7 protein-coding genes and 1 pseudogene are annotated in these 7,481 nt (G+C 64.6%); all 8 read left to right on the forward strand.

Annotation, left to right across the window (positions count from 1 at the left end):
* Window positions 1–491: 3-hydroxyacyl-CoA dehydrogenase family protein (locus tag AC30QB_RS19670; RefSeq protein ID WP_489547963.1), on the forward strand; the 491-nt coding region annotated here is incomplete at its 5' end.
* 100 nt (window positions 492–591) lie between these two features.
* On the forward strand, window positions 592–1,773 hold the full coding sequence (locus tag AC30QB_RS19675; protein ID WP_489547964.1) for an acetyl-CoA C-acyltransferase: 1,182 nt from the start codon (window positions 592–594) through the stop codon (window positions 1,771–1,773).
* A gap of 109 nt (window positions 1,774–1,882) precedes the next feature.
* Complete coding sequence (locus AC30QB_RS19680) at window positions 1,883–2,656, forward strand: SDR family oxidoreductase (RefSeq protein ID WP_489547965.1); 774 nt, start codon at window positions 1,883–1,885, stop codon at window positions 2,654–2,656.
* A 12-nt stretch (window positions 2,657–2,668) separates the two neighbouring features.
* Complete coding sequence (locus AC30QB_RS19685; protein ID WP_489547966.1) at window positions 2,669–3,754, forward strand: phosphotransferase; 1,086 nt, start codon at window positions 2,669–2,671, stop codon at window positions 3,752–3,754.
* A gap of 24 nt (window positions 3,755–3,778) precedes the next feature.
* Window positions 3,779–5,452, forward strand: coding sequence for a long-chain fatty acid--CoA ligase (locus AC30QB_RS19690; protein WP_489547967.1), 1,674 nt, complete (start codon window positions 3,779–3,781; stop codon window positions 5,450–5,452).
* A gap of 95 nt (window positions 5,453–5,547) precedes the next feature.
* Entirely contained in the window at window positions 5,548–6,495 is a 948-nt protein-coding gene (locus tag AC30QB_RS19695; protein WP_489547969.1) for a tripartite tricarboxylate transporter substrate binding protein, read from the forward strand.
* The gene (locus AC30QB_RS19700) at window positions 6,496–7,332 is read left to right on the forward strand and encodes an SMP-30/gluconolactonase/LRE family protein (protein WP_489547968.1); all 837 of its coding nucleotides are present in this window, start codon (window positions 6,496–6,498) and stop codon (window positions 7,330–7,332) included.
* A gap of 32 nt (window positions 7,333–7,364) precedes the next feature.
* Window positions 7,365–7,481: pseudogene (locus tag AC30QB_RS19705) on the forward strand (electron transfer flavoprotein subunit beta/FixA family protein); the annotation flags it as partial.

Here is a 7,481-nt window from a genome sequence, read left to right on the forward strand (position 1 = left end):
AGCGCCGCAAAGAAGCCAACCCCGAGGCTTACATCCCGATCGTGGCCGACCGCCTGGCCGAAGCCGGCCGCTTCGGCCAGAAGACGGGCGCGGGCTTCTACCGCTACGAAGCAGGCAAGCGCGACGCGATCCCCGATCCGGCGGTCGACAAGATCATCGAAGACTTCCGCAAGGAACGCGGCCTGACGGCCCGCAAGGTGAGCGACGAAGAAGTCATCGAGCGTTGCATCTACGCCATGGTCAACGAAGGCGCGCGCATTCTCGAAGAAGGCATTGCCCAGCGTGCGTCCGACATCGACGTGGTCTACCTCAACGGCTACGGCTTCCCGCAGCACCGCGGTGGCCCGATGCTCTACGCCGACATCGTGGGTTTGCCCAACGTCGTGCGTGCACTGAAGCGCATCGCCGCCGAGCCGGGTGCTGACGCCAAGTTCTGGCAACCCGCGCCGCTGCTGCTGAAGTTGGCCGAAGAAGGCAAAACCTTTAACTGACCCTCAACTCCGTTCGGGCTGAGGTATCGAAGCCAGCGAGGGGCTTCAATACCTCAACCCGAACGGAGGGTCGTGAACAGACACCAAAGGAATCACACCCATGACAACCGAAGCAGTCATCGTCTCCACCGCGCGCACCGGCCTGGCCAAGAGCTGGAAGGGCGCCTTCAACATGACCTACGGCGCCACCCTCGCCGCGCACTCCATCGAGCACGCCGTCAAGCGCTCGGGCCTGGACCCGGCTGAAATCGAAGACGTGTTCCTCGGCGGATCGCTCTCCGAAGGCACCACTGGCGGCAACATCGCCCGCGCAGCCGCGCTGCGCGCCGGCCTGCCGGTCACCACCGCCGGCGTCACCATCAACCGCTTCTGCTCGTCGGGCCTGCAAGCGATTGCCATGGCAGCTCACACCATCATCGTCGACGGTGTGCAAGTCGCCATCGGTGGCGGCGTGGAGTCGATCTCGTGCGTGCAAAACGAGACCAACCGCCACATGCGCGCCGACCCTGCCCTGCTCGAGTCCAAGCCCGAGATCTACTGGAGCATGCTGCAGACGGCCGAGATGGTGTCCAAGCGCTACAACATCAGCAAGGAGTCACAAGACGAATACGGCGTGCGCAGCCAGTTGCGCGCGGCCGCTGCCCAAGCCGCCGGCAAGTTCAAGGACGAAATCGCCCCCATGACCACCATCATGGGCGTGGCCGACAAGGTCACCGGCCGCCTGACCACCAAAGAAGTGACCATCTCGGCTGACGAAGGCATACGCCCCGACACCACGCTGGAAGCCGTGGCCAAGATACGCGCAGCCCTGCCGGGCGGCGTGGTCACCGCCGGCAACGCCAGCCAGTTCTCCGACGGATCTTCTGCCTGTGTGCTGATGAACAGCAAGCTGGCTGAGAAGCGCGGCATCAAGCCCATGGGCATCTTCCGCGGCTTCGCGGTAGCAGGCTGCGAGCCCGATGAGATGGGCATAGGCCCGGTGTTCGCCATCCCCAAGCTGCTGAAGCAGGCGGGCCTCAAGGTCAGCGACATCGGCCTGTGGGAGCTGAACGAAGCCTTCGCCTGCCAAGTGATCTACAGCCGCGACAAGCTGGGCATTCCTGACGAGCTGCTCAACGTCAACGGTGGGGCCATCGCAGTGGGCCACCCCTACGGCGTAACCGGCTCGCGCCTGACCGGCCATGCGCTGATCGAAGGCAAGCGCCGAGGCGCGAAGTACGTGGTCGTGACCATGTGCATCGGTGGCGGTCAAGGCGCAGCCGGCCTCTTCGAAGTGGTCTGATGATCTCGTTGCCGCGCCGCACATCCGTTCGCCCTGAGCCCGTCGAAGGGTCTGTGCACATTGCTCGGCTTCGACAAGCTCAGCCTGAACGGCTGACGGTGCGGGCCGCATGAGCGTCAAAGACCTCTTCAAGCTCGACGGCAAGATCGCGCTCATCACCGGCGGCTCGCGCGGCCTCGGCCTGCAAATGGCCGAGGCGCTCGGTGAGATGGGCTGCAAGCTCGTGCTCGTCGCGCGCAAGGCCGACGAGCTGGCCGAAGCGCAGGCGCACCTGAAAGGCATGGGCATCGAGGCGATCACCGTCTCGAACGACCTGGCCAAGTTCGACCTGATCCCCGGCCTCGTGGATCAGGTGCTCAAAGCCTACGGCCAGATCGACATCCTGGTCAACAACGCCGGCGCAACCTGGAACGCCCCTGCCGAGGACTACCCCGACGAGGCGTGGAACAAGCTGATGGACCTGAACGTCAACGCGCCGTTCTTCCTGTCGCGTGAAGTGGCCAAGCGCAGCATGATCCCGCGCAAGAGCGGCAAGATCATCACCCTCGCCTCAGTCGCCGGCTTGAAGGGCAACGGCCCTGGCGTGACCATGGTGGCGTACAACACCTCCAAGGCCGCGGCCATCAACATGACGCGTGCGCTGGCCTCCGAATGGGGTGCGTACAACATCAACGTGAACGCCATCTGCCCTGGCTTCTTCCCGACCAAAATGACCTACGGCCTGCTCGACAAAATTGGTGATAGCGTCGTGGCCCGCGCGCCGCTGCACCGCCTCGGCGGTGATGAAGACCTCAAGGGAGCAGTTGTTTTCCTGGCCAGCGAAGCCTCACGCCACATCACCGGGCATGCCTTGCCCATCGATGGCGGCAGCAGCATCACCTGAGACAAATTCAGCATGAGCAAAGACACGTCAGCCACGCAGTTTTCCGGCACCAAGCCTGTTGCACCCCAGAACGCGTTTGATGTGCAAAAGCTCGACGCCTACATGCGCCAGCATGTGGAAGGCTTCAGCGGCGAGCTGCACGTGGAGCAATTCAAGGGCGGGCAGTCCAACCCCACCTTCAAGCTGAGCGCGGGCGGCAAGAACTACGTGCTGCGCCGCAAGCCGCCCGGCGTGCTGCTGCCCTCGGCGCATGCGGTCGACCGCGAGTTCAAGGTCATCAGCGCGCTGGCCAAGACCGAGGTGCCGGTCGCCAAGGCCTATGCCCTGTGCGAAGACCCGGCCGTGCTGGGCACGGCCTTTTACATCATGGACTGCGTAGACGGCCGCATCTTGTGGGACCCGCTGCTGCCCGACTACAACAACGCCCAACGCAGCGAGCTCTACAGCGAGCTGAATCGCGTGATGGCTGCGCTGCACCGCGTCGACCCCAACGCCATCGGCCTGGCCGACTACGGCAAGCCCGGCAACTACATCGAGCGCCAAGTGGCCCGCTGGACCAAGCAATACAAGGCGGCCGAAACCGAGAAAATCGATGCGGCCGACCAGCTGATCGAGTGGCTGCCCCAGTACATCCCGCCAGGCGATGAAGTGGCCATCGTGCACGGCGACTACCGCTTCGACAACGTGATCTTCCACCCCACTGAGCCGCGCATCCTCGCCGTGCTCGACTGGGAGCTGTCGACCCTCGGCCACCCCTTGGTCGATTTCGCCTACCACTGCATGACCTGGCGCATGGGCGCTGGCAGCGGCCGTGGCCTGGTGAGCGCCAACCTGCCCTCGCTGGGCATCCCCACCGAGGCCGACTACGTGGCGCTGTACATGGAGCGCACCGGCCGCAAGACCGCGGTGTCAAAGGCCGAGTGGAACTACTACATGGTGTTCAACATGTTTCGCCTGGTCGGCATCCTGCAAGGCATTGCCCACCGCGCGCAGCAAGGCAATGCATCGAGCGAGCATGCCGTGGCCTCGGGCAAACGCGCCCGACCGCTGGCCGAGCAGGCCTGGGCTCTGGCGCAAGAGATCGACGCGTCGCGCTGAACCTTTTCAAATGAGAACCCTGCGATGTCCGATCGCCACCTTGCCCACTGGCCACCCGGTCTGCCCCGGCACCTGACGCTGGCGCAGACCAACCTCTTCTACAACGCCGAGGTCTCGGCGCAGCGCTACCCCGACAAGCCTTTCATCGTCTTCTACGACACGCCGCTCAGCTTCGCCGAATTCAAGGATGAAGCCGAGCGCATTGCGGGCTACCTGCAGCAGGTGTGCGGCGTGAAGGCGGGTGACCGCGTGCTGCTGTACATGCAAAACAGCCCGCAATGGGTGCTGGCCTTCTACGGCATCTTGCGCGCCAACGCCGTCGTGGTTCCGGTCAACCCGATGAACATGACCGACGAGCTGCGGCACTATGTGGCCGATACCGGCGCCACCACCGCCTTCGTACCGCAAGACCTGCATGCGCAGATGGCGCCACTGGTGGGCCAGACCAGCCTCCAGCACCTGATCGTCGCCACCTACAGCGACTACCTCAAGCGCCCCACCGATTTCGCACTGCCCCAGTTCGTGGCCGAGCCGCGCAAGGTGCTTTCCGACGCCAACAGCACGCCCTGGGTCGACATGCTGGCAAAGAACCTGCGCCCTGGCCCACTCACCGCTGGCCCCGACGACCTGTGCGTGATGCCCTACACCTCAGGCACCACCGGCCAGCCCAAAGGCTGCATGCACACGCACCGCAGCGTGATGAGCACCTTGGTTGGCGGCGTGCACTGGTTCAACCGCACGCAAGACGCGGTGTACCTGTCGGTGCTGCCCTACTTCCACGTGACCGGCATGGCCGGCAGCATGAATGGGCCGCTGTACCTCGGCGCCACCATCGTCATCTTGCCGCGCTGGGATCGCGACGCTGCCGCCGAATGCATGCAGCGCTACCGCGTAACGGTGTGGCAGGTCATCTCCACGATGATGATCGACTTCCTCTCCAACCCGCGGCTCGACGACTACGACCTCACGAGCCTGCAAGGCATACGCGGCGGTGGGGCGGCCATGCCGCAGGCCATCGCCGCCAAGCTCAAGGAAAAGATCGGGCTCGACTATGTGGAGGGCTACGGCATGTCGGAAACCATGGCCGCCACACACCTCAACCCGCCGCAGGCACCGAAGCAGCAATGCCTGGGCATACCGGTGTTCGACGTCGACTCGCGCGTGGTCGACCCGGTCACCATGCAAGAACTGGGCGTGGGCGAAACCGGTGAAGTCATCGTGCACGGCCCGCAGGTGATGCTCGGCTACTGGAACAACGAGCAGGCCACCCGAGACAGCTTCCTGGAGATCGACGGCAAGCGCTTTCTGCGCACCGGTGACCTGGCACAGGTCGACGCCGACGGCTACTTCTTCATGGTCGACCGCCTGAAGCGAATGATCAACGCGTCGGGCTTCAAGGTGTGGCCAGCCGAAGTGGAAACGCTGATGTACCGCCACCCCGCGATTCTGGAAGCCTGCGTGATCGGGGCGCGCGACCCGAAGCGCGGCGAAACCGTCAAGGCCCTGGTGGTGCTCAAGCCTGAATTCCAGGGTCGGGTCAGCGAGCAAGATATCGTGACCTGGGCGCACGACCACATGGCCGCCTACAAGAGCCCGCGCATGGTGGAGTTCGTGGCCTCGCTCCCTAAATCTGGCTCGGGCAAGGTGCAGTGGCGCGAGCTGCAAGAAAGAGAAGCTGCCCGCACTGCAAGCTCATGACCCGGTTGTCCTCTATTCCTACTCACCCACCCATTGGAGATTTTTCTGTGAACGCATCTGCCCCCCGTCTGGTACAGCGCGTCCGCCGCGGCCTGATGCTCGCTGCTGCCGGCGCTGCGCTGGCCGCACCCTTCGGCGTTGCCCATGCCGAGGCCTACCCCAGCAGGCCCGTCACCCTGATCGTGCCCTGGCCTGCCGGCGGCTCCACCGACCGCCACCACCGCGCGCTGGCCGAGATCGCCAGCAAGCACCTGGGCCAGCAAATCATCATCGAGAACAAGCCCGGTGGCGGCGGCACCATCGGCCCGGGCACCATGGCGCTCACGGCCAAGCCCGACGGCTACACCATCTCGCAGTTTCCGATGGGCATGCTGCGCCTGCCGCACATGCAGAAGACGCAGTGGAACCCGATCAACGACTTCACTTTCATCATGGGGGTGTCGGGCTACACCTTCGGCTTCGTGGTGAAGAATGATTCGCCGTACAAGACCTTCAAGGAATATGTGGAGGCCGCACGCAAGCAACCGGGCAAGATCGACTACGGCTCCACCGGCATCGGCACCAGCCCACACCTCTTGCTCGAAGAGTTGGCCGACAACACCAAGGTCGAGTTCAACCACGTGCCCTTCAAAGGCAACGCCGACCTGATGCAAGCCCTGCTGGGCGGCCACGTGATGGCCGCCAGTGACGCGTCAGGCTGGGACAAATTCGTCGATGGCGGCCAGATGCGCCTGCTCGCCACCTTCGGCGAGCAACGCACCAAGCGCTGGCCGCAGATCCCCACCGCCAAGGAGCTGGGCTACAACATCGTCGGCAACTCGCCCTACGGCCTGGTCGGCCCCAAGGGCATGGACCCGGCGGTCGTGAAGGCGATTCACGATGCTTTCAAGAAGGCCATGGACGATCCCAAGCACTTGGAAGTGCTGGCCCAGCTCAACCAAGACATGTGGTATCGCACGGGTGACGAATACAAAGCCTGGGCCGTGGCCACCTTCGCCAAGGACAAGGCGCTCATCCAGCGCCTGGGCCTGGCCGCCAAGTAGATGAAACCGGCCACACTGCTTGAGGGCCTCGCATTCGCCGAAGCCCCGCGCTGGCACCAGGGCGAGCTGTGGTTCTCCGACTTCTATACCCTGGAAGTCGCGCGAGTCGACGCCCATGGCACCAAGCACGTGGTGGTCACCGTGCCAGGGCGGCCCTCAGGCCTGGGCTGGCTGCCAGACGGCCGGCTGCTGGTCGTGTCCATGCTGGACCGGCAGCTGCTGCGCCTAGACCCGCAAGGGCTGGTGGTGCACGCCGACCTGAGCGCGCTGGCCGCCCACGACTGCAACGACATGGTGGTCGATGCGCGCGGCAACGCTTACGTCGGCAATTTCGGTTTCGACTTCTCCGCGCGTGCGCCGCTGCAGCCGACCGTGCTCATCCATGTGCCGCCGCAAGGCGGCCAGGCGCGCGCAGTGGCCGATGACCTTTACTTCCCCAATGGCAGCGTGATCACCCCCGACGGCCGCACCCTGGTCGTGGCCGAAACCATGGGTGAGAGGCTCACCGCTTTCGACATGGCTGCTGACGGCTCGCTAGGCCAACGGCGCGTGTGGGCGCCGCTGCCCGGCCTGGTACCCGACGGCATCTGCCAAGACGCCGACGGCGCCATCTGGGCTGCAATGCCACGCACCCGCGAATTCGTGCGCGTGCGTGAAGGCGGCGAGATCACCGACCGCATTGCCTGTGATGACCAGGCCATCGCCTGCGTGCTGGGCGGCGCAACCGGCCACACCCTTTATCTCTTGTCGGGCCACGTGGGCTCGCAAGAGCGGGCCTTGAGCGCGCGCTCGGCCCGCATCGCGACGACCACCGTGGCCGTGCCCGGTTGGCGTTGAAGTTTTTGTTTTAACCAAGAAAGAGAAGTCCCATGAAAGTGCTGGTAGCCGTCAAGCGAGTGGTTGACTACAACGTGAAGGTGCGGGTGAAGAGCGATGGCAGTGGCGTGGACATCGCCAACGTCAAGATGAGCATGAACCCGTTCGAC

Source organism: Rhizobacter sp., assembly GCF_046595475.1.
In the GTDB taxonomy this organism is placed as follows: Bacteria; Pseudomonadota; Gammaproteobacteria; order Burkholderiales; family Burkholderiaceae_C; genus Rhizobacter.